Source organism: Thiocapsa sp. UBA6158, from assembly GCF_002423035.1.
Lineage (GTDB): Bacteria > Pseudomonadota > Gammaproteobacteria > Chromatiales > Chromatiaceae > Thiocapsa.
In genome coordinates this window covers 15,673-40,500 of sequence record NZ_DIUM01000091.1, presented here as the reverse complement: position 1 = coordinate 40,500, position 24,828 = coordinate 15,673, and the positions used below count along the sequence as shown (strand labels likewise).

Below are 24,828 nucleotides of genomic sequence, written 5' to 3'. Positions count from 1 at the left end.
TGAGGAACGACGCTAATCACCTTCGGCGATATCATGTGGGAGGCGTACAATTATCTGTCGGGTGGAGATGCGCTTCAAGGAGGTATAGGGACACCATCGAGCATCGCAGACGGGGTCGCCTATCGGAGCAATTACAGCGTCTTCGAATCACCTCTATCGCAAAGTGATCTTTGCACAGACACTTATCTCATCTTCATCGGCAATCCGGCAGACAGAGGGCCTTTGCCCGATAGCCTATTAAATTCAAATGCGCTGACTGCGTTGATCGAAAACGCAGGCGGAACCCCTGATCGCATGGCTCAAATCAGTACTGGAACCCCCATTCCGATACCGAAATTCGATGAAGTGCCCACTACCGAACAGTTCGGCAAAATCTGTCACAACAACGAAAATCAGTGCAACAGCGACGTGAACGACCCGGGAAGCCCTTGTCGTCTGGCAGGCTATTTAGAGTGCGGATGTGAAAATCCAAGAAAAACTTCCGAATGCCTCGGTCAGCAAAATGAATACGACATTCGCGGCACCATCAGCACGGCGATCGAGCCTACCGGCCAATTCGACAACGCCAAGGGTGTCTACTGGAATCTCGACGACTGGGCCAAATTCTTCTATCAGCATGGCGTTCCAATTCCAGCGAGCACCTCGGGTCACCGGGTCCGCGCCATCACCTATACCATCGATGTCTTCAACAAGAAACAGAACGGTGATCATACTTCGCTTTTGATGAGTGCGGCGCGTGTCGGCGGCGGCACCTATTTCTTCGCAAAGAATCAGGAGGCGCTCGAATCTATCTTGAGCAAGATCATCTCCGATATCATCTCGGTCACCTCGACCTTTTCATCCGCCGCGCTACCGATCAACGCGACCAGTCGGGCGCAGAACGAGAACCAGGTCTTCATCGGGATGTTCCGACCCGAGCCCTTCGCGAAACCACGCTGGTACGGCAACCTCAAGCGTTATCAGATCGCGTCTTTCGATGGAGTCGTGGATCTCGCCGATGCCTCGGGCGCGCGCGCTGTCAATCTGCGCTCTGGATTCGTCTCGGAGTGTGCGTCGAGTTTTTGGACGACCGATTCAGGCAACTATTGGAGCGGGCTCGGTGTCGTCCCCGATCCTCGCGGCCAATGCCAAACCGCGACTCAGCCTTATTCGGATCGGCCCGATGGACCTTTCGTCGAAAAAGGCGGCACCGCTCAGATGTTGAGACGCAGCACGATCGGCGACCGCAAGCTCTACACGCGCTCGGGCAATAGCCTGGTCACCTTCACCACAACGAACACGGGGCTCGATTCGAGCTTAGTCGACTACATACGCGGCATGGATATCGACGACATGGACGCCGACAACGACAAGACCGAGGCGCGTCCGACCATCCATGGCGATATCGTACATTCACGCCCGCTGCCGCTCAACCATGGGTCCGATCTCGGCATCACGGTCTATTACGGCGCCAATGGTGGCGCGCTCCATGCCATCGATGCCAGCACGGGTGCGGAACGCTGGTCATTCGTCGCGCCCGAGCATTTCGCCAGACTTGAGCGTCTGCGGAACAATCAACCCCTGGTCGCCTTTCCCAATCAAGATCCAGCGGCCAATCCGCAACCCAAGGATTATTTCTTCGATGGCGCGATCGGACACATCTTCACCTATGATCACGAGCACCAAGCCGACAGGGCTTGGATCTTCCCGACCATGCGCCGGGGTGGACGCATGGTCTATGCCTTCGATGTGACCATTCCATCATCACCGTCATTGAAATGGTCGATCGGCTGCCCGCACCTGACCACTGATACGGGTTGCACGAGCGGTCTCGCCGACATCGGTCAGACCTGGTCGATGCCCAATGGGGCCTACCTGAAAGGCTATGGAGAAGGAGCGGCACCCGTGCTCGTCATGGGTGGCGGCTATGACGGATGCGAGGATGCGGACAGCACGACGCCGAGCTGTGAACCGGTCAAGGGGCGAGCCATTCATATCCTGGATGCCGGGAGCGGCGCGGTGCTGCGCTCCTTCGAGACGGAGCGCCCGGTTCCATCCGACATCAGCCTCGTCGATTTGGATCTGGATGGCCACACCGATCTCGCCTACGCGGCCGATACGGGTGGCAATCTCTACCGGATCGGTTTCATCGATCCAGCGAGCCGCGCGGCCCTCTCACCCAATCAGTGGAGCATGCTCAAGATCGCGCGCACCCGGGGCGGTCATCGCAAGTTTCTCTACGGGCCAGCCACCCTGCCGTATCAGGGCACGGTGTATCTCGCATTGGGTTCGGGCAATCGCGAGCGTCCACTGGAGACCAACTACCCCTATGTGAGCCAGGTCGAGGATCGTTTCTATGTCTTCCTCGACACACCATTCGAAGACCCTAATTCGCTCAACAGCGGAATCTACCCATTCGATCTCGACGACACCAGCAGCATGTTCGATCGGACGATCAATCCGGATTGCGCGGATCCTGGTGTCGGCCCCGGCTCCAGCAAGCGCGGTTGGTTCATGTCGTATCCTGGTCGCGGTGAGCAGAGCGTGACCAATGCCGTCATCGTATCCGGCATGGTTACCTTCAGCACATCCCGACCGGGTGGGACGTCGCTCGACGTTTGCACGCGACCCATCGGCGTCGCCAATGGCTACTGGGTCAATCTGTTCAATGGATCGGGCGCGATCGGGGTCGAGGGCACCTGCGGCGGCTCGCGCTCGAAGGAGTTCTCGGGCGGTGGCCTGCCGCCGTCTCCAGTGCTTGCGACCGTTCCCATCGACGGGAAGATGACGACGGTGCTGATCGGCGCGACGGAGCGACGACTCGGCGCCGTCACATCCTTCATCAGCGTCGTCGAAGCCCCGCAGGATTCAAGCGGTAAACGGGCGCGGGCCTACTGGAGCAGCGACGTGGATCGCTAACCTGCTCCAAAATGTAGAAATCTAGAATGGGTAGAGCGAAACGAAACCCATCCTAGGATTTGTGTTGGCGATGGGCGCGTTTTTCTTCCCATTCGGTGAGATCCCGGGCGACGGGGACGATGACGAGGGTGAGGAAGGTTGCGGTGGCGAGGCCGGTGGCGAAGGTGGATGCCATGGAGCTCCAGATGACGGAGTCGCCGGGGATGCCGAGGGCTATCGGCAGGAGTCCCAAGGTGGTGGTCAATGTGGTGGGGACGATGGGACGCAGGCGCTGGCGCAGGCGAACACCCTTGCGGATGGCTTCGCGGCGGTCGAGGCCGTCCCGATAGCGTCGATCGATGAAGTCGAGCAGGACGAGCGATCGGATTCGACGCCCGATCGAGCGCGGCCGGCTCAGAGTGCCCTAGTGTACAATCGCAGTCGACTAAAATGATGACTGGACTTGCTGCATCCGGGGGACATCTGGGTCGACCGGGCGAGGCGGGCGGAGGGACACTTGAACCGAAAGTCCGATAGCTCAACGTCCGGAGCCGACCCGGGTGTGCCGCCCGAGAGCCTCTCGACGAAGCACGAAGGGGTCCGTTCCCGTTTCGGGCCTGGCTTCGGCTTCGGTTTTGGTGTCGAGACGGACGCGGGCACAGATCCGCCCCATCCGCGACCGACACCCGGGAAGTCCTCGGCGCGCGCCGCACGGATCCAACATCGCAGCCGCCGGAGTGCTTCACCTCGCAGCCGCTCCGTTTTCGGTTGGTTTTTCGGATTTCTCGGCGTCTTGGGCGTGCCCCTGCAACTCGTTGCATTGGGTCTGCTCGGGGCGGGTGTGTTCGTTTCGGTCCATGCCCCGGAGCTTCCGAGCGTGGAGAGTCTGCGTCAGGTCCAGTTCGAAGAACCGCTGCGGGTCTTCAGCAGCGACGGCGGTCTGATCGCCGAGTTCGGCATCGAGCGCCGCCGTCCGGTAGCCTACGAAGACATCCCGCCCCTGGTGGTCAATGCCTTTCTCGCGACCGAGGACGCACGCTTCTTCGAGCACGGCGGGGTGGATGCGATCGGTATCGTGCGCGCCCTGCTGAGCTTCGCCTCGACCGGCACCAAGGCCCAGGGCGGCAGCACCATCACCATGCAGGTGACCCGCAACTTTCTGCTTACCTCGGAAAAGACCTTCCAGCGCAAGCTCGCCGAGGTCTTGCTCACACTGCAGGTCGAGCGGACCCTGACGAAGGATCAGATCCTCGATCTGTATCTGAACCAGATCTTTTTCGGCCACCGCGCCTACGGCATCTCGGCCGCGGCCGCGCTCTACTACAACAAAGAGCTCGACCAGCTGACCCCCGCCGAGGCGGCGATGTTGGCCGGCATCCCGAAGGCACCCTCCAGCAACAACCCGGTCACCAATCCCGAGCGAGCGCTCGAGCGGCGCAACTACATCCTCTCACGCATGCTCGAGCTCGGTCAGATCGACCGCGAGGAATACGAGATCGCGGTCTTGACCCCCGATATGGCCCGACTGCATCGCCGTCAGCCGGATCTCGATGCGGGTTACGTGGCCGAGATGGCGCGCCAAACGGTCGTCGAGCATTACGGCGAGGCGGCCCTCAGCCAAGGCTACAAAGTGACCACGACGATCGATGCGCGATTGCAGACCGCCGCGCAGGCAGCGGTGCGCCGGGCGTTGCGCGATTACGACCGACGCCACGGCTATCGCGGCGCCGAGGCCAAGGTCGACCTCGACGGCGCGACGGAGGCAGACATGGACGCCTATCTCGAGACCGTCACGACGATTCCGGACCTGACGCCCGGGTTGGTCACGCGCGCCTCGAGCGGCGAGGCGGAGATCTATATCGGCTCCGGGCGTCGTGTCGAGCTGGGTCTCAAACAGGTCGCCTGGGCGCAGGAGTTCCGCAACTCGAATTGGCGCGGCCCCCGGCCGAGACGGGTGACGGATGTTCTCGCGGTCGGCGATCTCGTTCGACTCCAACACGACGGACCAGGGCAGGGCGAAAAGGTGTCTTGGGAGCTCGGGCAGATGCCGAGTGTCGCGGGGGCCTTGGTCTCGATTGCACCGCAGGACGGCGCTGTTCGCGCCTTGGTCGGTGGCTATTCATTCAATGCGAGCAAGTTCAATCGAGCGGTCGACATGCGCCGTCAGCCGGGCTCGAGCTTCAAGCCCTTCGTCTTCGCCGCGGCGCTTCACGAGGGCTGGACGCCGGCGAGTCTGATCAAGGACGAGGCGGTGAAGCTGACCGGCACGCAGGATTGGACCCCGCGCAACTCCGATCGCAAGGAGATGGGGCCGATTCGGATGCGGCGTGCCTTGGCGCTCTCGCGCAATCTGGCCGCCATCAATCTGCTGCAGAGCGTCGGTTTGGAGGACGCCCAGAACTACATCCGGGCATTCGGATTCGATCTGGATGCCATGCCTTTGGGTCTGTCCATGGCGTTGGGGACCGGCGAAATGTCGCCGATGAAGCTGGCCGAAGGTTATGCCGTATTCGCCAACGGCGGCTTCCATGTGACGCCCTATTTCATCCAACGGATCGAGATCGGTGACGGGCAGGTCCTGTTCGAGTCGCACGCACCGCGCTCATGCTCGGAGTGTTGGTACCGCTACGGAGATGACTCGGCACGGGTGCAGGGCACACAAGCCGGCGCGCCAGCCCCGCAGGTGATCGACCCGCGGATCGCATATCAGATCACCTCGTTGCTGCGCGAGGTTGTCGAGACGGGTACGGGAACACGCGCCAAGAAATTGGATCGCGAAGATATCGTCGGCAAGACGGGCACGACGAACGATGTGCGCGACTCTTGGTTTGCCGGCTACCAGGCCGACTTCGTCACCGTCGCCTGGATGGGCTTCGATGACTTCGCGAAGCTGGGCCGCGGCGAAGAGGGCGGTCGGGCCGCGCTGGGCATGTGGGTCGATTTCATGGGCACGGCACTCGAGGATCTCCCGATCGCGCAGCTCGATCCACCTCCCGGCATGGTGCAGGTGCGTGTCGACCCGACTCGCGGGACCGAGACCAAGGCCAAGAGCGGTATTTTGGAGATGGTGAACGAGGAGTTCAGCAAGGATCTGCTCGGCCCCGAGCCCGTCAGGGTCGCGGGCCCGACAAAAAAGAAGGCCGATACCTCCGTGCGCCGATCCGCGCCCCGGGTGATGGATGACCTCTTCTGAACCTAAACCGCGTCCCGAGTGATAGGGGCGCTCGGCAGTTTGACGAACGGGTGCGAGCCCGATAAGGGTTCTGCCGGACGCGGTTTAGAAATTATTAGGATTTCTAAATTCTTGAACCGCGTCGACCGCCGAGATGGTTGAATCCGAGAATGCAGGAAGCTCATGCGATCCAAGCTTGTCCCTCCTGACGCGGTTCAAAGCTCGTTCAACAGGTCATCTGCGCCATCCTCGGCTGCTTCTGCAGCTTCATGAAATCATCCCGAAGGCTGCGTAAGCGCTTGTCCAAGCGGTCGCGTTGACTGGTGTCTAGGGTTTTGCCGAGGCCGACAAAGAGCTCGCCGATCCGCTCGCCGAGCAGTTGGCCGCCTTGTTCGAGATCCGGCGGCAGATCCTCGAAGTCGACGAGCCAGGTTGTCAGGAAGCGCTTGATCTCGGGCTCGGGTGCCTTGGCCCGAATCAGTGCCATCAAGCGCTCTCGTTTGACGGTGCGATACTCGACCAGGCTGGCCTGGGTGTCGGGCATGCGACCGGTCACCTCCGCGACGATCGCTTGTTGCTCCGCGCTCAGCGGGCCGGTCCAGTCCTCGATGGATTTCACGTAGCGCCGCGCGCGTTTCTCTTTCTCGCGTGTGCTGCTGCGCCCGGCAATCTCGGCGCGATCCTCTGCGGCTTCTTGGCTGAAGCGCTGGTCGAGGCGCTCGATCTGCGCCGGCGTGAGTTCGGCCAGAAGCGGTGCGGCGAGGGTGACGGCAAAGCTCGCTTGGCGCCGGTAAAGGTCTCGAAAGGATTCGGTCAGGCAATCCATGTTGCCTGCGTCGAAACCCGCCTTGCGTGCTGCAAGGATTTGATCGAAGTAGGCCGCCAGATAGGGCAGCTCCTCGCTGCGATGGCGCGTCAGCTCGGCGTCGAGAAGGGGGCTCCAGCGCTCGAGCTGGCTTTGCTCCAGGTCGAGGTAGTCCTTGGCGTAGGCCGTCACGAGGAAATCGCCGGTGTTGTAGGCGATGCCGACACGGCTGCATCCCGCAAGCGTCAGTGCAATCGCGAGGATGGCCGCGGCGAGGCGGATCGGGAGAGAGATTCGGGGCATAGCGAGTGTCGTCTGTTGGGAGTTAATCGTCGTCTTGAAGAAAGTGCGGACCTGAACCTTGCCGGTCGGCGCATCGGTTGTCCCTGGTTCGACGGCAGCGAGGCCGAATGGATCCCGCAGGCGAGCCGAAAGGCTTGTCCCTATTCCCATCGCCCCGATCTTGGCCCGACAGATGGGTTTCAAGCCGCAGGCGCATCGTATGGATTCTCTTTCGGATCTGCTCGGCCGATTTCCGCATCCGGGCGAGGTGGTGTGGATCGGCCGACGGCCGGCGCGCCGTGCGGATGTCATCCCCTGCACCGAGGTGACGGCGTTGGTCGGGGGCGGCCTGGAAGGCGATCATTATGCCGGCCGATCGGGCTCGCGCGGCGTGACACTCGTGCAGGCCGAGCACCTCGCGGTCTTGGGCGCGCTCTTGCGCCGTGATCCGGTCGATCCGGCATTGCTGCGGCGTAATCTGGTCGTCTCCGGTGTCAACCTCCTCGCGCTGAAAGGCCAACGCTTTCGCATCGGGACGGCGGTACTCGAAGGAACGGGTCCATGCCCGCCTTGCTCGCGCATGGAGGAAACGCTGGGTCCCGGCGGTTACAACGTCATGCGTGGTCACGCCGGCCTGAACGCACGGGTGGTCACGGGCGGAATCATCCGGCTCGGCGATGCCGTCGTGCCCGTTCTTGCCGAGAGCGATCCAGAGGAGACGTTTACGCGATGAAATGCCCCTTCGCCGCTCCACTGATCAGGACAACGGCGTCCTGCCGGCATGCACACGAGGTCGTCCGCCGAGGTGGCTCGGAGTTCGACTGCCTGTCCGAAGCCGAGCATGCCCGCTGCGAGCAGGTCTTCGCCGGTCTCAAGGCGTGCGCGCTGGCCGCCTCCGACGTCGAAGACGATCCGATGCTGATCCCCCACAGTTTGCTGGTGAAGATCCAGTCAGGCGGACTGATCGGTCTGCAACGTCTGCTCGGGGAGTCCGACGCGGATGGGCGCGTGGCCGATATCGCCGATCTGGTGACCCGCGCGGCGGCGAACTTCGGCGGGGCCGATCGCATCCCTTACGCGACGTTGGGCGAGGATATGACGTCGTTCAAGTTGCAGCGGCGCGCGGAGCGGCGCAGGTGAGGATCGGGATGCGCAGCGAGCCGTCGTCGAGCAGCGATCATCGCCGATCGGCGGATCGCAGGCTGTTTCGGATCGGCTTCGCCCTCTTTCTTGTATCGCTCGTTTGGACGGGATCGATCCAGGCCAACCCGGTCACCACCGAGAACGTGACGGCCCGCTTGGTCGCGGAGCGGATGGAGGTTGCGCCCGGCGACAGGCTCGACCTGGCCCTGGTGTTCGAGATCCGACCGGGCTGGCACACCTACTGGCGCAATCCGGGCGACTCCGGCGATCCGCCGCGGGTCCACTGGACCCTGCCGGAGGGTGTCGAAGCCGGGCCTCTGCGCTGGCCGAGACCCGAGGTGATCCCGGTCGGTCCGTTGGCCAATTACGGTTATTCCGGGCGCGCCGTTCACCTGATCGCACTCTCCGTGCCGGCGCAATGGCCGATCGGCGAGCCTGTGCATATCCGTGCGGATGTCGACTGGCTGGTGTGCGAGGAGGAATGTATCCCTGAATCGGGGCGCTTCGATCTGACGCTCCCGACCGGGGCCGCGCTCGGACCGGGTCCGATCGATCCGTTGCAGGCGGACGTCTTTGCCGCCGCCCGCGCGGGGTTGCCGGACGGGCGGATCGAGGGTGCCGTGCTCGGCGTCGCGGGCGCGGGGCTCGGTCTCCTGGTCCCCGCGGATGGGCTGTCGGATAAGATCGATGGGGCCTGGTTCTTCGCCGGCGAATGGGGTCTGATCGAGCACGCCGCGGAGCAGCCCTGGCGCTTGGTCGATGGGCAACTGCGGATCGATCTGTCGCCCGGTGCCTTGTCGGACCAAGCCTCGCCCGAGGGTCTGCTGGTGATCGCGGATGCACGCGGGGAGGTGCGCTCCTACGAGGTCGCGGCCGTGCGCGGGCCGCTCCCCGACGGCATCGCTCGGGACCGCCCGATCGGGCTGCCGCTGGCCTTCGCCTTCGCCTTGCTCGGCGGCCTGATCCTGAATCTGATGCCGTGCGTCTTTCCGATCCTGGCAATGAAGGCACTGAGTCTGATCAATGGCCTATCCGGGCAAGGTCCGGAGGCGGCGCGCGAGCGCGTTCTCCACGGTCTGGCCTACACGGCGGGGGTGCTGCTGTTTTTTGCCGGGCTCGCGGTGCTCTTGTTGGCCTTGCGTGCCGGCGGGTCGGCCGTCGGCTGGGGTTTTCAGCTCCAGTATCCGCCCTTCGTCGTTTTTATGGCCTACGTCTTTTTCGTGATCGGTCTGAGCCTTGCGGGCGCGGTCACGATCGGTTCCCGGCTGATGAGCCTGGGTGGCGCCCGAACGGGATCGGGCACCGCGGGCGCCTTCGGAACCGGCGCCCTCGCGGCCTTGGTCGCCGCACCCTGCACTGCGCCGTTCATGGGTGCCGCCTTGGGCTATGCCGTCACCCTGAGCTGGCCGCTCGCGTTGGCGATCATGCTGACCCTGGGATTCGGCTTGGCGTTGCCTTTCCTTGCGTTGTCGCTGCTCCCGCGGTTGGCCCGTTTGCTGCCGAAGGCGGGGGCCTGGATGGAGACCCTCAAGCAGGCGCTTGCCTTCCCGATGTTCGCGGCCGCAGCCTGGTTGGTCTGGGTCCTGAGCGTGCAGACCGGGTCGGCCGGGGTCGCCCTGGTGCTCGGCGGCCTGGTCTTGTTGGCCTTCGGGCTCTGGCTGGGCGAGCGCACGCGCGGCCTGCACTCGGCACGGCGCCGTTGGGGTCTCGCCGCGACCTCGGTGGCGCTCGTCGCTGCCCTTTATCTCGGGGTGGCGACCGATCGGCTGGCGGTGCCGACGCTCTCCGAGGGCGAGTCGTCCGCGAGCGGACTCGCGAGCGTGCCCTATTCGCCGGAGCGTCTCGCCGCGGCGCGTGATGAGCGCCGACCTGTCTTCGTCAACATGACGGCCGCTTGGTGCATTACCTGTCTGGTCAACGAGCGCGTCGCCTTGAGCACGTCTGAGCTTGCGCGGACCTTCGCGGATTCCGGGGTGCTGTATCTGAAGGGCGATTGGACCAATCGCGACCCTGCAATCACCGCCTATCTCGCCGATCACGGGCGCAACGGCGTCCCGCTCTATGTCTTCTATCCGCCCGACGGGGACCCGCAGGTCCTGCCGCAGATCCTGACCGAGGACATGGTGCTGCGTGCGCTCCGCGCCTCGGCACCGGGGTCGTCGGGGCGCGATGGATGAGTCGAGCCCGAGACGTCGGGTCTGCATGGCCCCAAGCATACGGACGAGCGATCACCCACCAAAGAGAAGGAGAAAACCATGAAGCACGCTTTTCAGAAGACCCTTGTCGTCGGCGCTGTCGCCTTGGCCGCGACCTTGAGCTTCGGCGTTGCCGTCGCGGCACCCAAGGTCGGCGCTCCGGCTCCGGATTTCAGCGTCGTGGACACCGCAGGCGAGACCTGGAGCCTCGGCGGTCTCGCGGGCAAAAAGGTCATCCTGGAATGGACGAATCACGACTGCCCGTACGTGGTCAAACACTACGCCTCGGGCAACATGCAGGCCCTGCAGAAGGAGGCGACCGATGCGGGTTATGTCTGGCTGTCGGTCATCTCCTCGGCCTCGGGCAAGCAGGGGCATGTGAGTCCGGCGAAAGCCGATGATCTCACCGACGATCGAGGCGCTGCGCCGACCGCGGTCCTGCTCGATACCTCCGGGGAGATGGGCCGCGCTTACGATGCCAAGACCACGCCGCACATGTACATCATCGATCCGGAAGGGACCCTGGTGTACATGGGCGGCATCGACGATAAGCCGACGACCGATCAGGCCGACATCGCGGGCGCGAGCAACTATGTGCGTCTTGCCATGGCCGATCTGACAGCCGGCAACCCGGTCGCCACCCCGGTGACTCGGCCCTACGGCTGCTCGGTGAAGTACTGATTCGTCTGCTTTGAATCTGGCGGTCGGGACTGTAGACTTCAGCGTTTTCCCCACTCCCAGCGTCAAGAGGTTGTCCAGTGGTCGCCCCCGAGCCCGATTTTCACCGCATCAAGCGGTTGCCGCCCTATGTCTTCAACATCGTCAACGAGTTGAAGGCCGAGGCGCGAGCCCGGGGCGAGGATATCATCGACTTCGGGATGGGGAATCCCGACCAGCCGACCCCGCAGCACATCGTCGACAAGCTGGTCGAGGCGTCGGTCCGCAAGGACACCCATCGCTATTCGGTCTCGCGCGGGATCCCGCGACTGCGCCGTGCTATCTGTCATTGGTATCGCGATCGCTTCGATGTCCATCTGGACCCGGACAGCGAGGCGATCGTCACCATCGGCTCCAAAGAAGGGCTCGCCCATCTGGCGCTCGCCACCATGGGTGCGGGGGATTCGGTCCTGGTGCCGAATCCGGCCTACCCGATCCATCCCTACGGTTTCATCATCGCCGGCGCGGACGTGCGCCATGTCCGACTGACGCCGGATGTCGACTTCTTCGAGGAGCTGCAACGCGCCATCCATGACTCTTGGCCGAAGCCCAAGATGCTGGTGCTGAATTTTCCGGGTAATCCGACGACGCAATGCGTCGAGCTGGATTTCTTCCAGAAGGTCATCGACATCGCTTCCGAGCATGGGATCTGGGTGGTTCACGATATCGCCTATGCCGACATCGTCTTCGACGGCTATCGTGCCCCCTCGATCCTGCAGATCCCCGGAGCGAAGGATATCGCCGTCGAGTTCTTCTCGATGTCCAAGAGCTACAACATGCCGGGCTGGCGTGTCGGCTTCATGTGCGGCAACCGTACCCTGGTCGCCGCACTTGCGCGCATCAAGTCCTATCTCGACTACGGGACCTTCACGCCGATCCAGGTCGCGGCCATCGCCGCGCTGGAGGGGCCTCAGGACTGCGTGCGCGAGATCAGCGACACCTACGAGAGCCGGCGCGATGTTCTGTGCAGCGGACTGAACGCCGCGGGCTGGCCGATCGAGCCGCCGAAGGCGACCATGTTCGCCTGGGCGCCGATCCCCGAGCCCTATCGTTCGATGGGATCGCTCGAGTTTTCCAAGAAGCTCCTGCAGGAGGCCAAGGTCGCGGTCTCGCCCGGGATCGGCTTCGGCGAATACGGCGACGGTCACGTGCGCTTCGGGCTGATCGAGAACGAGCATCGCACCCGCCAGGCGATCCGCGGGATCAAAGAGATGTTCCGCCGCGAGTCGCGCGCCGGGAGCTGAGCTTTCGAACAGGTTGACGCACGCGTCGGCCAACCGATTTGCGAATAAGGGGGCATGAATGGAACCGGTGAAGGTCGGACTTCTGGGCTTGGGGACGGTCGGCGGCGGCACTGTGACGGTCTTGTCGCGCAATGCTGCGGAGATCGCGCGTCGCGCCGGTCGCGGGATCGAGATCTCGCATGCAGCGGCACGGGACTATGATCCGGATAAGATCCAAGGGCTCGAGTCGATCGGGCGGATCGGCGCGGACGCCTTCGCCGTCGTCGAGGATCCCGAGGTCCAAATCGTCGTCGAGCTGATCGGGGGCTATACGCCTGCGCTCGAGCTGGTGCTCAGGGCGATCGAGAACGGCAAGCACGTGGTCACGGCCAACAAGGCGTTGATCGCTCGGCACGGCAACGAGATCTTCGCTGCGGCGCGCGAGCGCGGTGTCATGGTGGGCTTCGAGGCGGCCGTCGCCGGTGGCATTCCCATCATCAAGGCCCTGCGCGAAGGCTTGGCGGCAAACCACATCGATTGGATCGCAGGCATTATCAACGGGACCGGTAACTTCATCCTGACCGAGATGCGCGACAAGGGTCGCGACTTCGCCGATGTCCTCGCCGAGGCCCAGGCGTTGGGCTATGCGGAGGCCGATCCGAGCTTCGACGTCGAAGGCATCGACGCGGCGCACAAGCTGACCATTCTCAGCTCGCTGGCCTTCGGTGTTCCGCTCCAGTTCGAGCGCTGTTTTACCGAGGGCATCTCGAAGGTCGGCGCATTGGACGTCGCCTATGCCGCCGAGCTGGGCTATCGCATCAAACACCTCGGCATCACCCGTCGCAGCGGCGATGGGATCGAGCTGCGGGTGCACCCGACGTTGATCCCCGAGCGGCGTCTCATCGCAAACGTCGACGGGGTGATGAACGCCGTTCTGGTGAAGGGCGATGCGGTCGGGCCGACACTCTATTACGGCGCCGGTGCGGGCGCGCTTCCGACGGCCTCGGCGGTGATCGCTGACTTGGTGGATGTGACGCGCGCCCTGACGACGGATCCCAATAACCGGGTCCCGCATTTAGCCTTCCAACCCGACGAGCTGGCCGACACCCCGGTGATGCCGATGGAGGCGGTGCAGACTGCCTATTATCTGCGCCTTGCGGCGTTGGATCAGCCCGGCGTCATGGCCCGGATCGCGAGCATTCTGGGCGAGCAGGGCATCAGTATCGAGGCGATCAAGCAGAAGGAGCCGGAGGAAGGCCAGACCCATGTGCCGCTGGTCATGCTCACCCATCGTGTGATCGAGCGTCAGATGAACGAGGCAATCGCCCGAATCGAGGCGTTGGATTCGGTGCAGGGCGAGGTCACGCGCATCCGGATGGAGACCTTGTCGGGCTGAGGTCGGGGTTCGACGGTCGGCGCCGGAACCGCGTGCCGGCGTGCATCAAGGCCACAGTCGAATGGCGGCTACCACCAGTGCGCCGACGCTGATCGTCAGACCGAGAGACCAGAACATGAAGCGGTCGAGCCGCCGTGTCAGCTCTTCGAAGCGTTTGTCCATGGCTTCGAAGCGTTTGTCGGTGGCTTCGAAGCGTTTCTCGACGGCATCGAAGTGCTGATCCATGTTCAGCTGCATTTGTTCGAAGCGCTTATCAACGGCCTCGAAGCGTTTGTCCATGTTCAGCTGCATTTGCTCGAAACGCTTCTCCACCGCGTCGAAGCGCTTGTCCATCTGCACCAGAATGGTCTGGATCAGCTCACGCTGGTGCCTGAGCTCCTCCTCCACGCGGACCATGCGCTCGCGTAGCTCGATCTCGTAGACAGCCGGGGGCTTGGCGAATGACTGTTCGGCCAGCCATTCGCCGAGATGGGCCTTGATGAACTCGATGTCTTCCCGTGCCAGGGCCATGCGTCCCTCCCGTCGCGTTCAGTCCGGAGATGCGATCTAAACCGCGTCCAGAGCGACATCCGTCGTTTTCATGTTGTATTCGGCCTCGGTGATTGCACCGCCCCTGTTGGAGACGCGATTTAAAGTTGTATATTTTTTAATATGTTAAACCGCGCCAGCTCCAACGATCGTCGAGTTTGCCTGGGCCGATCCCATCCAAGAACATGACATATCGCGCTGGGCGCGGTTTAGTTTAAACCACCTTGCTCGCGGTGTCGGTCCGACGCCGAGCCGACCTGTATCTCCAGCCTCCGTTCGACCGCGCCGCCGTGTCCATGTTCATCGCCCCAGATCCTCGAAATAGAACTCCGAGACCAACCGCTCGACGGGGACATAGTCGTCGGTCAAGAGCGGCAGAGCGTCGAAGGCGGTTCCAGTCCGCATCATGGGCTCGGTCGTGCGCAGCCAGCGATGATCGAAACCACGCCGGGCGACAAGCGTCTCGGGCGGCTCGCGGGCATCGCTCGCGGAGATGACGAAGGTCATGCGCTCTGCCTCGGGCGGGACCATGTCCATCCAGACATGGACGTGCTCGAACGACTCGGACAAGGTCTTCATCATGCTCTTGACTAGGCGCGGATCCGGAAAGGCGTCCAGGACGTTGAGCAGGTAGATCCCGTCCGGAGCCAGGCGTGACCTTACAAGCTCCGCGTACTCACGGGTGACGAGGTGATAGGGGATGGAGATGTCGTGGAAGGCATCGGAGACGATGACATCATAGCGCTCGGATGGCTCGCGGGTGAGGACGGTCCGCGCGTCCGCGTGGACGACCCGCATCCCCGCGGTGTCGAGGAACAGCCCCTCTTCGGCCGTGCGGGTGACCAACGGGTCCAGCTCCGCGACGGTGACGGTCGCGTTCGGGGTTCGCGTGCGGACGGAGCGGGGCAGGGTGTAGGCACCGCCGCCCGCGAAAAACCAGCGCAGCGTCTCGGCCTTCTCTTCTCCGAAGTGCTCGAGTGCGAGCTCGTCCATCAACTGCACATAAGGCGAGATCAACATGCCGGGCTCGCTGTCGTGATTGGTGCCGTGGACCAGATGGTCCAGCACCAGGCTGCGCGCAACACCGAAGGGGGCGCGTTCGGAGTCATCGACGACCCGGATGCAGAAGTAGTTGCTCTCGCGATCGCAGGGATTGGAGAAGCCGTTGCGCGCATCGGTCACCAGGATCAGACCGACTGCCGCGACAAGCACGGCGATGGGCGCTGCGCGCGAGCGCCCTTTGAAAAACGGCAGAGCGAGCAGAAAAAGCCCGATCGCGGTACCGATGACGATGCCGCGCGTGCCCAGATACTGGATCAGCACATAGCCCGTGACGAAGGTGCCCAGGATGCTGCCCAGCGCGGCCAGTGCGTGCATGCGACCGACGATATGGCCGGTGCGTCTGTCCAACTCCAGTGCCAATGTCGTCAGAAGCGGCGTCACCACACCGAGCAACACGGCCGGCATGAAGAAGAGCGCGAGGACATAGAAGAAGCTCGCGCCCAGCAGCGTCATCTCGCGCGCCTCGATGAGCGGCGCGACCAGCGTCAAGAGGAAGAGGATACCGAGACTGAAGAGCCCGGCCAGTGCCAGCGTGATGCCGGCTGCCAGCTCGTTGCCGCCGCGGTCGGCCCAGATCCCGCCGAGCCAGTTGCCGAGCGACAACCCGGCGAGGATCACGCCGATGATGGCGGTCCAGGTGTAGAGCGACACCCCGACGTACGGCGCGATCAGTCGACCCGCCAAGATCTCCAGGACCAGAAGGAACGCCGAGCTGAGAAAGATGGTGACGCCGTACCAGGTAATACGCAGACGGTCGGACACGATGGACTCCGGGAGTGGACGAGCGGTCCGCAAGGATAACGGAGGGCCGGAGCGCCGACCAGAGGACCGCCCGGCGTGTTGGCCCGTGGGATCTCAGGGGGGGTTCCGGGAAAGGAACGACCGGCGGAAATCACCTTAAAGGGTGCAGGCATCAGGCACGCGGCGGTGCGGATTGACTCCCGAGTCGGACGCACGCTCACCATGTCTCATTCGACGGGCGGCGGCTCCTCGCCGATCTCCTCCGGCATCGGGGGCATCTCCGCCGGGCTCGAGGGCTCGACGCCCGCGGATGGATCGGCCGCATCGTCGCCCGCAAGAAGATCCGCGCTCTCGATGTCGAGCAGCTCTCCCAGATCGAATTCGGAGAGCTTGAAATACCAGGGCCGTTCGGCATCCTTGAGCACGTAATCCTGGCTGTCCTTGGCTTGCGAGATCCGATAGTGTCGCTTCGAGCCGTCGGTCAGTCCGATCTCGAACTCGATCAGCGGGTCCTGCTGATTGTAGGTCGGGTCATCCGCGACACCGAGCACGCCGCGGTAACCGAGATTGGCCAGGCGCAGCATCAGGGCCGAGACCGTCTCCGCGTCGACGGGCCGATCGTTGTCGGCGAGCGTCCAGACACCCGTCTCGTCCTTGCTCAGGATCCAATCGCGCGTGGCGACGCGGTTGATCTGCTCGCCCTCCAAGCGCAGGAGCCCCACGTCGATCCAGTCGTCTCGTCGTGCGGAGACGTCGGACAAGGCCAGCCGCAACTCATAGACTCCGGTCTCTCCCGGAATCCGCGCGAAGACACGCTTGAAGCCCGGAGAGTCGCCGATCAGAAGCCCTGCGATCGGCCCCGTCTCTCCTTCGAGCGTCATGCGCCGCTCGAAGGCGTCGTCGGCGACCTTGAAGCGCTCTTGTGCCGCTGTGCTGGTGGCGATCGGAAGGGGGCGCTTCAGCGCGGCGAGCTCGCCGATGAATTGCTCGACCTTGGCGTTTTGGACCGGCAGGTCGGCCAGATCCGAGACGCTCCAGGTGTCGCCGCGGCGCGCGAGGGTCACGGAATCGGTCCCGTCGCCGTTCTCGATGCGCAGACTCTGGACTTGATCGGGTGTCATGCCGAGCAGCGGCGTGTCGGCTGCGCTCGGCACGAGCGTGCGACCGCCGCCGAGATGCAGACCGAGGGCGAGCAGGATCTGCAGGACCAGCAACCCGGCCAGCCCCATGACGATCGGTGCGCGCAGGTCAGGGCGCCAGCCGGTGTCGGATTGAACAGTCATGTCGGTCATTCTCGTCTTAAACTTAAACCGCACCCGGCGCGTTATGCGATGTTTTTGGATGGAAACGGCCCCGGAAAACTTCACGACCGCCGGAGTTGGCGCGGTTTAAGATATTAAAAAATTTACTATTTTAAACCGCGTCCCTGCTAAGGGATGTCGATGCACCAAACGTCGAATTGACTCGAAAGTCAGCATTTCGCTCTGGACGCGGTTTAACCTTGGATCAAGCACGCGGAAGATCGCCCAGGATCGCCTCGTCGGCCCGCTCGCGCCGCGCCCTCGCGCGTCGATACAGCCAATACACCAAGGCTAGACCGGCGAGTGCCAGGACATAGTTCAGGGTCTCCCAGAAGATGCGACCCTCGCGACCCACCGGCTCGAGCAGGCGGTTGAACTGGCCGCGTCCGCGCAGGGTGAGCAGGCCGCGATCCTCCAGCGACCAGTCGACGGCGTTCTGGATCAGCTCGAGCGGAGCCAGATAGCGGCTCTGGGTCGCTTCGGTCGCCAAACTGATGGCGGTATCGGAGAGGAAGGTCGAAGAGCCGATCAGGATCAGTCGAGCCGAAGCGGGCGAGGTCTCCACGACGCCCGAGATGACCGGGGCCTTGTCCTCCTCGACGGGTTCGCCGGTTTCGGGGTCGATCGTCTGCGGATCGGTGTCGTCAGGCCCGCTGTCTTCGGATGCCTCGTCTCCGGACGCATCCTCCATGAGCGGCGATGGACGCCCGGCAAAGGCCGAGCCGAAGCGGCCCTCGACCGCGACGGCCAAAACACGGCTGCCGCGATCCTCGCCGCGCGGGAAACCGAGGCTGCCGTAAGTCTCGAAGTCGGGCTGCATGTTCTCCGAGTCGCTGGTCCAGGACCCGGAGGAGCTGCGGATCAGCTCGATCACGCGCCGATCGGCGTTCTTCTCGGCATCGACCTGAATCGGCGAGGACCAGTTCATGGTGATCTGGCCGAGGTCCGAGGTGATTCCGGAGTCCTGCGCGAGTCCGTCGCTGCGGACATCCGGGAAATAGGGGTAGTCCAGCGTTTGGATCTCCTCGACCACAAAGCCGCCCAGATCGCGCTGCACGGGGATCGGGAAGGGCGTGTTCTCGGGATCGAGCACCAGGCTCGGCTCAAGTGTCAGTCCCTGACGGGCGAGCCAGTCCTCCAGGCCGGTCGGGGCGGCTTGCGCAGCGATCGAGCCCCCGGCCAGGTCGAGATCGAAGCCGGATGCGGCCAGGATGACGGTCCCGCCCTGCATCAGGAACTGGTCGATGGCGAACTGCTGGCGCTCGTCCAGGGCCTCGGGCCCGACCACCAGGAGCAGATCGGCATCCTCGCCGACCTGACCGGACGTGAGATCCGTCTCGCGCAGGTTGAATCCGGTGCGCAGGGTCTCCTGCAACAAGGCGTATCCGGGCCCGGGGCTCGGCTCGCCGAACATCCCGGGCATCGCCGGCGGCGTGTAGAGCGCGATGGTACGCAAGACGCCCGGCGCGAATCGCTTGATGCCGGCCTCGATGGCGCGTGCTAGACCCGCCCGATCGAGCGATTCCGGGAGCGGAACCGGAACGGCCTGATCGCCGGATTCCAGGACCATATAGAAATAGAAGGGCGTGGGATCGAGCAGGCTGACGACCAGCGGCTCGAAACCGAATTGCTCGGCGATCGTTTGGGCCAGTATGCCGTCGCCGGCCGCGGGATCCTGGATCTCGAAGCTGAAGCGATCTGCGCCGTTCGCGACAAGCTCGGAGAGGACCGACTCCAGGTCGGCCCGCAGCTCGGGCAAGGGCTCGGGCAGACGATCGGGCGGCGAGATGAAGCCGCGGAAACGCACAGGTTCGGTCAGATTGGCGAAGAGATCGCCGGCGCCCTGATAGCCGTAAAGGACCTTGCGGATCACGCGTGTGAGGTCGTACTCGGGGTTGCGCAGGCGCACATCCAGAGCGGTCTCGCCCTGGACCTTCACGTCGATCAGGTCCTGGAAGCCGAGCGTCTCGAACTGATCGCCGTACTTGATCAGGATGTCGAAATAGGAGTTGACCACGGAGGCTTGATACTTGGTCGCGGTCTGGAAGGCGACGGGACGGATCCCGTATTGCTCGCCGGCCTCGCGCTCGAGCTCGGGCGAGCGCTCGGGGTCGACGATCTCGACCTGAACGCGGCCGCCGCCGGCGATCTGATACTCGCGCAGCAGATCGCGGATCTGAGGAACCAACGGGGCCAACAAGGGGTGCGTGTCCGCGCTGAAATAGCCGCGGATCAGGAGCGGCTCCTGCAGTTGGCCGAGATAGGTCCGGGTCGCCTCCGAGATCGAATAGACCCGGCCCTCGGTGAGATCCACGCGGGCGTTGCCGATGGCCCCGAGCCAGAGGTTCGCGGCCAGCAGGTTGGCGACCGCAAGCCCGGTGACCAGGGTCCAGCGTCGATGATGCCGTCGGTTGGCCTCCGGTTCGGCCCAGCGCAGACGCTCCAGACTGTCGAGTGTAAGGGCGAGGAAGGCACCGACGATGCTCAGATAGTAGACGAGATCGCGCAGATCGATCACGCCGCGCGTGATGGACTCGAAGCGCGAGCCGCTGCCGATGAGTCTGAGCAGCTCGCCGCCGTCCTGCCCGACCAGATTGGTCAGCGCCGGGGTGCCGATCAGATAGAGGAGGGCGCCGACCAGTGTGGTTCCGATCAGGGCGACGATGGGGTTGTCGGTGCGCGATGAGACGAAGAGTCCGATCGCCAGATAGGCCGAGGCCAGCAGCAGCGTGGCCAGATAGGCGCCGATCACCGGACCCCAATCCATCGGACCCAGGAAGGAGACGGTGAGCGGGATCGGCAGCGTCAGGGCCAAGGCGATCGCGACCAGGGCCAGACCGGCGAGGAATTTCCCGAGGACCAGGTGCAGGGTCGGCACCGGCAGGGTCATGAGTGTTTCGAGCGTTCCGGCCCGTCGCTCCTCGCTCCAGAGCCGCATGGTCAGGGCGGCGCAGAGAAAGATCAGCAGCACCGGCATCCAGTCGAACAGGGGACGGGCATCGGCGATGTTGCGCGCGAAAAAGGCGTCGACCCAGAAGAAGACGAAGAGCGAAACCGCCAGGAAGGCACCGATGAAGAGATAGGCGACCGGCGAGCCGAAGAAGGCGCCGAGCTCGCGGCGTGCGACGCGCAGGATGTCAGACATGGGCCACCTCCATTTGCTCCAAGGTCACGGCGCCGAAGAGATCTTCGAGGTCGCGCCGCTCGGGTGCGAGTCCGTAGAGGTTCCAGGGGTGTCCGCCGAGCGCCTTGGCGACCCGCGGTGCGAGCGCCTGCGGGTCCGCGGCGCTCAGGGCGAAATGGCGAAGACCCGCGTCGCCATCCCACACATCCACCGCTGTGACTCCTTCGATCCGTGCGAGCACGGGCCGCGCCTCCTCGGGCGCGCAGTCGAGCGTGACGAGCAGGCGTTTGGGACGTCCGATGGCATCCAGTGCGCTGTCGAGTGCCAGTTGGCCGCCGCGCATGATGAGCACACGGCTGCACACGGCCTCGACCTCCTGAAGGACATGGGTGGAGATGATCAGGGTCGCGTCCCGGGCCAGCTCGCGGACCAGGCTTCGCATGTGCTGGATCTGCGACGGGTCCAGGCCGTTGGTCGGCTCGTCCAGGATGAGGATGGCGGGCTCGTGCAGGATCGCCTGGGCCACGCCCACACGCTGGCGATAGCCGCGCGAGAGTGTGCCGATGGTCGCGGTCGCCTTGGGAGCGAGATCCGTGCGCTCGATCGCCCGGCGGATGGCCGCGGGACGGCGGCTGTCGGCCATCCCGTGCAGCGCCGCCTGATAGTCCAGGTAGTCGATCACACGCATTTCGGGATAGAGCGGGCAGTTCTCGGGCAGATAGCCGATGCGTCGCTGCGCCTCGCGCCGCTGCTCGGCGATGTCCAGTCCGTCGATCCGGATCGAGCCGCTGCTCGGCTCCAGATAAGCGGTCATCATCTTCATGATGGTGGTCTTGCCGGCCCCGTTGTGGCCGAGCAGTCCGACGATCTCGCCGCGGCCGATGTCGAACGACACCGCTTGCACCGCCTTGAGCTCGCCGTAGCTGCGACTCAGCTCGCGAACCTCGATCATGCTGTCTCCTGCTGAACCGCGTCCTACGCACTCTGCGCCGGAATCGCCCGGAGTCGGGCCTCGGCGATTTCGGGTACGTCGGAGCGGACGCGGTTCAGGACTTTTCGTTTGTCGGGAATGGAAACCGCGTCGGGCATCGAGCGATTCGGTACCGCCGAGTCCGGTTTCGGGACAGACGCGGCTGTTCGGATCTTGGCGCGGTTGAGCGTCCGCCGGGTCTCGGACGCGGCTCGGGCGCGAATTTCACCCGAGGCGGGCTCGGGATGCAAGACCCGCAGCGAGGCTCGCTGGGCTATGCGAGGACGGGGATGTCCAGCCGTGGGGTCGAGCGGTGCTGTCCTCCGCGAGCACGGCGTCAATCGCCGTCGCGCTCCAATCTGATGACGAGGTCATCGTCCAAGTCCGGATCCATGGCGACGTGGACGACGATCGGTGCGCAGCAGACCTGGCAGTCCTCGATAGAGGTCTGGGGAACGGCGCTGACGTCGATCGTCAGCTCGATCGGGGCATCGCACCAAGGACAATGGGTGTTGCGGGTCTCAAGCGGGTTCATCGGGAGTCGTAATCCGCCGCCACAGCCGCCCGTCGTTCTTGAGCAGATCGCCCGCCGCGGCCGGGCCCCAGGTGCCGGCGGCATAGTTGGGAAAGTCGCGGGCAGGCAGGGCGGACCAGACGTCCTGGACCGATTGGACGATCTCCCAGCCCTTCTCGACCGTATCGGCGTGCTTGAAGAGCGTGGCGTCGCCGTTCATACAGTCGTAGATGAGTGTTTCGTAACCCGTTGCCGGGGCATTGCCGAAGTAGTCGGCATAGCGGAAATCCATGTTGACCGTGCCTACACGCATTCGCGGCCCGGGGATGAACGGTAGGCGGGCACCTTTTCGCCGTTCGGCATCACGCCCTCGCCGTATTGCCCCCGCACCGCATTGGTGAGGACCTGCTCGGGCGTTAAGGGATGGACGGCGTCGAGGACCTTGTCGATCTCGTCGCGGACGGCTTGCGAGTCGAACGAGTTGGGCGGCTCCATCCCGAGAAAACCGAGCAGAACCAGGAGGTGGTTCGGGATCATGTCGCGCAAGGCGCCGGCCATGTCGTAGTAGGGGCCACGATGCTCTACGCCGACGGATTCGGCAACCGTGATCTGGACATGATCGATGTGTTGACGATTCCAGAGCGGCTCGATGAAACCGTTGGAAAACCGAAAGACCATGAAGATGAAAGAGCGCCGGGATCAGCTTGCGCTTGGTCAGATCGCCCGCGGCACCGAAGATGATCATGGCGTTCGGCGGGGCGGGCGGTGTCGTTTCGGCGCTCAGACGTTGAGTGGGCAAGCTCTTTCTCCTGGATATTCCTCAAGCTAAACCGCATCGACGGCGACGGTTGTTGACCGATGCGATGCCGCGCCCGGGCGCGGACAAGGCGTGCAGCACCGAATGCGGTTTAGCTTTTTTCGGGCTTCTCGTGATGACCGCCGAACTGATAGCGCATCGCCGAGAGGATCTGGTTGGCGAAATCCGCCTCGCCGCGCGAGCTGAAGCGCTCGAAGAGTGCCGTGGTGAGCAGTGGGGCCGGCGTGCCGGTCTCGATCGCCGCAAGGCAGGTCCAGCGGCCCTCGCCCGAGTCCGAGACCCGACCGCCGAATCCTTCGAGCTGCGGATCCGCGCGCAGCGCCGTAGCGGTCAGATCCAGGAGCCAGGAGGCGACCACGCTGCCGCGACGCCAGACCTCGGCGACCTCGCCGACGTCGATGCGGTACTGATAATGCTCCGGATTGGCCAGCGGCGCGGTCTCGGCATCCACGGCCTGCTCATTCAGCCCGACCCCTGCGTGTTTGAGGATGTTGAAGCCCTCCGCGTAGGCAGCCATCAGCGCATATTCGATGCCGTTGTGGACCATCTTCACGAAATGGCCCGCACCGTTGGGTCCGCAGTGCAGATAGCCTTGCTCGGAGCGACTGAAGTCGCCGCTCCGACCGGCCGTGCGCTCGATCTCGCCCGGGCCGGGCGAGAGCGCGGCGAAGACTGGATCGAGTCGCTCCACCGCCCCGTCCTCTCCGCCGATCATCAGGCAGTAGCCCCGCTCCAGACCCCAGACGCCCCCGCTGGTCCCGCAGTCGACGAAATGGATCCCCTTCGGTGCCAGGCGCTTCGCGTGGGCGATGTCGTCGCGGTAGTTCGAGTTGCCCCCGTCGATGATGGTGTCGTCGGCTGCGAGATGGGGTATCAGGTCGTCGATGACCTGGTCCACGACCGCCGCCGGGACCATGATCCAGACGTTGCGCGGGGCTTCGAGCTTGGCGCAGAGATCGGCCATGTCTTGCGCACCGACGGCGCCTTCGGCGACCAGCGCGGCGACGGCGGCGGGGTCTCGATCATAGACGACACACCGGTGTCCGGCGCGCATGAGGCGGAGCACCATGTTGGCGCCCATTCGGCCGAGGCCGATCATTGCGAGTTGCATGAGGCGATTCCCCTGTTGGCGGCTGGAGGGTCGGAGATTAAACCGCGCTCGGCGCGGCATGCGACCTTTTTGGATGGGATCGGCCCCCGATCGACTTAACGACCGTTGGAGTCGGCGCGGTTTAAGATATTAAAAAGTATCTCATTTTAAACCGCGTCTCCGCGAAGGGTCGTGGATGCACCAAACGTCGAACTCACTCGAAAACGAGCATCTCGCTCTGGACGCGGTTTAGGCGGCGCGGCCTTCGAGCACCATAAGGCTGCGCCGTGAGACCCGGACACGCGATCCGGGCGGCAGGGTTGAATCGGGGTGACCCATGATCGAGGGTTCGCGGTCGGTGTCGATGGCGACAGACCAGGACCATCCCTGGATCTGCGGAACCGCGAACTCCAACGACGCCTTGCCCATGTTGAGCATGATGTGCAGGGGTGGCTGCTCGGCAGTGATGCCTGCGAGTGTGAAGGCCAAGGATTGGGCTGCGGGGTCGTCCCAATCAGGGGAGGCGAGTCCCACCCCGTGCCAGGTGATGTCCGGCAGCGTTTGACCGCTTGCGGGCTTGCCGGTCAAGAAACGGCTGCGATGCAGGCTCGGGTGGCGTTGACGAAAGGCGATCATACCCCGGACGAAGTCGTGCATCCCGCAGTTGTTGTCGAGCAGGGTCCAGTCGAACCAGGAGATGGCGTTGTTCTGGCAGTAGCTGTTGTTGTTGCCCTGTTTGCTCTGCAGCACCTCGTCGCCGCTCCGCAACATGGGCACACCCTGGCTCAGCATGAGAATGGCCATGAAGTTGCGGGCCTGGCGTCGACGCAACGCGAGGATCGCCGGATCGTCGGTCGGGCCTTCGACGCCG

The 24,828-nt window shown here is 64.0% G+C and carries 19 protein-coding genes and 1 pseudogene; 8 read left to right on the top strand and 12 right to left on the bottom strand.

The annotated features are described in order from the left end of the window. Positions 1-345 precede the first annotated feature (345 nt). Complete coding sequence (locus tag B4N44_RS12715) at positions 346-2,898, top strand: pilus assembly protein (protein WP_296701364.1); 2,553 nt, start codon at positions 346-348, stop codon at positions 2,896-2,898. A 52-nt stretch (positions 2,899-2,950) separates the two neighbouring features. On the opposite strand, the gene B4N44_RS12710 is transcribed toward B4N44_RS12715, so the two are convergent. After that, positions 2,951-3,250 carry an efflux RND transporter permease subunit gene (locus B4N44_RS12710; RefSeq protein ID WP_296701370.1) on the bottom strand — a complete coding sequence of 100 codons (300 nt, stop codon included), beginning with the start codon at positions 3,248-3,250 and terminating at the stop codon, positions 2,951-2,953. A gap of 420 nt (positions 3,251-3,670) precedes the next feature. Here B4N44_RS12710 and B4N44_RS12705 point away from each other — a divergent pair, with 420 nt between their 5' ends. Further along, positions 3,671-6,070, top strand: a complete 2,400-nt coding sequence (locus tag B4N44_RS12705; RefSeq protein ID WP_296701363.1) for a penicillin-binding protein 1A — start codon at positions 3,671-3,673, stop codon at positions 6,068-6,070. Between the two features lie 205 nt (positions 6,071-6,275). Here the strand turns inward: B4N44_RS12705 and B4N44_RS12700 are convergent, their stop codons facing one another. Then, positions 6,276-7,157 carry a DUF6279 family lipoprotein gene (locus B4N44_RS12700; protein ID WP_296701361.1) on the bottom strand — a complete coding sequence of 294 codons (882 nt, stop codon included), beginning with the start codon at positions 7,155-7,157 and terminating at the stop codon, positions 6,276-6,278. 199 nt (positions 7,158-7,356) lie between these two features. Between B4N44_RS12700 and B4N44_RS12695 the strand changes: the two genes are divergently transcribed. From B4N44_RS12695 to B4N44_RS12670, 6 genes are all read left to right on the top strand, one after another. Beyond that, positions 7,357-7,869, top strand: a complete 513-nt coding sequence (locus tag B4N44_RS12695) for an MOSC domain-containing protein (RefSeq protein WP_296701360.1) — start codon at positions 7,357-7,359, stop codon at positions 7,867-7,869. Further along, positions 7,866-8,276, top strand: a complete 411-nt coding sequence (locus tag B4N44_RS12690; RefSeq protein WP_296701358.1) for a hypothetical protein — start codon at positions 7,866-7,868, stop codon at positions 8,274-8,276. The genes B4N44_RS12695 and B4N44_RS12690 overlap by 4 nt, the downstream gene beginning before the upstream one ends. Further along, on the top strand, positions 8,273-10,456 hold the full coding sequence (locus B4N44_RS12685) for a protein-disulfide reductase DsbD family protein (RefSeq protein WP_296701356.1): 2,184 nt from the start codon (positions 8,273-8,275) through the stop codon (positions 10,454-10,456). The genes B4N44_RS12690 and B4N44_RS12685 overlap by 4 nt, the downstream gene beginning before the upstream one ends. A gap of 78 nt (positions 10,457-10,534) precedes the next feature. Next, positions 10,535-11,155, top strand: a complete 621-nt coding sequence (locus tag B4N44_RS12680) for a thioredoxin family protein (protein WP_296701353.1) — start codon at positions 10,535-10,537, stop codon at positions 11,153-11,155. 77 nt (positions 11,156-11,232) lie between these two features. Next, a complete protein-coding gene (gene alaC, locus B4N44_RS12675; RefSeq protein WP_296701352.1) occupies positions 11,233-12,435 on the top strand; it encodes an alanine transaminase in 1,203 nt (400 codons plus the stop codon). A gap of 58 nt (positions 12,436-12,493) precedes the next feature. Next, positions 12,494-13,810, top strand: coding sequence for a homoserine dehydrogenase (locus B4N44_RS12670; RefSeq protein ID WP_296701350.1), 1,317 nt, complete (start codon positions 12,494-12,496; stop codon positions 13,808-13,810). A gap of 45 nt (positions 13,811-13,855) precedes the next feature. Here the strand turns inward: B4N44_RS12670 and B4N44_RS12665 are convergent, their stop codons facing one another. From B4N44_RS12665 to B4N44_RS12620, 10 genes and pseudogenes are all read right to left on the bottom strand, one after another. Next, on the bottom strand, positions 13,856-14,320 hold the full coding sequence (locus B4N44_RS12665; RefSeq protein ID WP_296701348.1) for a hypothetical protein: 465 nt from the start codon (positions 14,318-14,320) through the stop codon (positions 13,856-13,858). A 318-nt stretch (positions 14,321-14,638) separates the two neighbouring features. After that, entirely contained in the window at positions 14,639-16,162 is a 1,524-nt protein-coding gene (locus B4N44_RS12660) for a fused MFS/spermidine synthase (protein ID WP_296701346.1), read from the bottom strand. A 206-nt stretch (positions 16,163-16,368) separates the two neighbouring features. After that, a complete protein-coding gene (locus B4N44_RS12655; RefSeq protein ID WP_296701344.1) occupies positions 16,369-17,424 on the bottom strand; it encodes a DUF4340 domain-containing protein in 1,056 nt (351 codons plus the stop codon). 223 nt (positions 17,425-17,647) lie between these two features. Next, positions 17,648-20,587, bottom strand: a complete 2,940-nt coding sequence (locus B4N44_RS12650; RefSeq protein ID WP_296701342.1) for a Gldg family protein — start codon at positions 20,585-20,587, stop codon at positions 17,648-17,650. Next, complete coding sequence (locus B4N44_RS12645; protein WP_296701341.1) at positions 20,580-21,518, bottom strand: ABC transporter ATP-binding protein; 939 nt, start codon at positions 21,516-21,518, stop codon at positions 20,580-20,582. Before B4N44_RS12645 ends, B4N44_RS12650 begins: the two co-directional genes overlap by 8 nt. 355 nt (positions 21,519-21,873) lie before the next feature. Next, positions 21,874-22,071, bottom strand: a complete 198-nt coding sequence (locus B4N44_RS12640; protein ID WP_296701338.1) for a CPXCG motif-containing cysteine-rich protein — start codon at positions 22,069-22,071, stop codon at positions 21,874-21,876. Next, the gene (locus tag B4N44_RS12635) at positions 22,058-22,363 is read right to left on the bottom strand and encodes a hypothetical protein (protein WP_296701368.1); all 306 of its coding nucleotides are present in this window, start codon (positions 22,361-22,363) and stop codon (positions 22,058-22,060) included. Before B4N44_RS12635 ends, B4N44_RS12640 begins: the two co-directional genes overlap by 14 nt. Beyond that, the gene (locus tag B4N44_RS12630) at positions 22,354-22,728 is read right to left on the bottom strand and encodes a hypothetical protein (RefSeq protein ID WP_296701335.1); all 375 of its coding nucleotides are present in this window, start codon (positions 22,726-22,728) and stop codon (positions 22,354-22,356) included. Before B4N44_RS12630 ends, B4N44_RS12635 begins: the two co-directional genes overlap by 10 nt. A 230-nt stretch (positions 22,729-22,958) precedes the next feature. After that, positions 22,959-23,978, bottom strand: coding sequence for a phosphogluconate dehydrogenase (NAD(+)-dependent, decarboxylating) (gnd, locus tag B4N44_RS12625; protein WP_296701333.1), 1,020 nt, complete (start codon positions 23,976-23,978; stop codon positions 22,959-22,961). A gap of 228 nt (positions 23,979-24,206) precedes the next feature. Beyond that, positions 24,207-24,828, bottom strand: a pseudogene (locus B4N44_RS12620) (glycogen debranching enzyme); the annotation flags it as partial.

What these genes read in the sequence shown, in the direction of transcription:
- B4N44_RS12700 (WP_296701361.1), bottom strand. Translation starts at nt 7,157, where the DNA reads ATGCCCCGAATCTCTCTCCCGATCCGCCTCGCCGCGGCCATCCTCGCG.
- B4N44_RS12695 (WP_296701360.1), top strand. Translation starts at nt 7,357, where the DNA reads ATGGATTCTCTTTCGGATCTGCTCGGCCGATTTCCGCATCCGGGCGAG.
- B4N44_RS12650 (WP_296701342.1), bottom strand. Translation starts at nt 20,587, where the DNA reads ATGTCTGACATCCTGCGCGTCGCACGCCGCGAGCTCGGCGCCTTCTTC.
- B4N44_RS12635 (WP_296701368.1), bottom strand. Translation starts at nt 22,363, where the DNA reads ATGCGTGTAGGCACGGTCAACATGGATTTCCGCTATGCCGACTACTTC.
- B4N44_RS12645 (WP_296701341.1), bottom strand. Translation starts at nt 21,518, where the DNA reads ATGATCGAGGTTCGCGAGCTGAGTCGCAGCTACGGCGAGCTCAAGGCG.
- B4N44_RS12665 (WP_296701348.1), bottom strand. Translation starts at nt 14,320, where the DNA reads ATGGCCCTGGCACGGGAAGACATCGAGTTCATCAAGGCCCATCTCGGC.
- B4N44_RS12655 (WP_296701344.1), bottom strand. Translation starts at nt 17,424, where the DNA reads ATGACTGTTCAATCCGACACCGGCTGGCGCCCTGACCTGCGCGCACCG.
- B4N44_RS12690 (WP_296701358.1), top strand. Translation starts at nt 7,866, where the DNA reads ATGAAATGCCCCTTCGCCGCTCCACTGATCAGGACAACGGCGTCCTGC.
- B4N44_RS12680 (WP_296701353.1), top strand. Translation starts at nt 10,535, where the DNA reads ATGAAGCACGCTTTTCAGAAGACCCTTGTCGTCGGCGCTGTCGCCTTG.
- B4N44_RS12630 (WP_296701335.1), bottom strand. Translation starts at nt 22,728, where the DNA reads ATGGTCTTTCGGTTTTCCAACGGTTTCATCGAGCCGCTCTGGAATCGT.
- gnd (WP_296701333.1), bottom strand. Translation starts at nt 23,978, where the DNA reads ATGCAACTCGCAATGATCGGCCTCGGCCGAATGGGCGCCAACATGGTG.
- B4N44_RS12640 (WP_296701338.1), bottom strand. Translation starts at nt 22,071, where the DNA reads ATGAACCCGCTTGAGACCCGCAACACCCATTGTCCTTGGTGCGATGCC.
- B4N44_RS12670 (WP_296701350.1), top strand. Translation starts at nt 12,494, where the DNA reads ATGGAACCGGTGAAGGTCGGACTTCTGGGCTTGGGGACGGTCGGCGGC.